The sequence below is a fragment of the Microbacterium sp. C5A9 genome (genome assembly GCF_022627955.1).
Taxonomy (GTDB): domain Bacteria; phylum Actinomycetota; class Actinomycetes; order Actinomycetales; family Microbacteriaceae; genus Microbacterium.
The window spans coordinates 1-266 of record NZ_JABXGD010000024.1; the positions used below are offsets into that span (position 1 = coordinate 1).

The 266-nt window shown below is 68.8% G+C and carries 1 pseudogene; it reads right to left on the minus strand.

The window, feature by feature from the left end:
• Window positions 1–266, minus strand: a pseudogene (locus HWD99_RS18335) (single-stranded-DNA-specific exonuclease RecJ); the annotation flags it as partial.

A 266-nucleotide genomic window follows, 5' to 3' on the forward strand; every position in this document is an offset into this window, starting at 1 on the left:
GGCCGTAGCCGTATTCGAAGCGATTGGGTACCAGGTAGTCGACCCAGGCCGCGCCCAGACGCTGCAGCGCCAGCACGCCCACGGCGCTGGCGGTGGCGCCATCGGCGTCGAAATCGCCGACGATGAGGATGCGCCGACGCTCTTCCAGGGCCCGCGCCAGCAGTTCCACCGCCGCCTCGATGCCCTTGAGCTGGTGATAGGGCACCAGCCGCGCCAAACCCTTGTCGAGTTCTTCCGGCAAGGTCACGCCGCGCGCGGCATAGAGC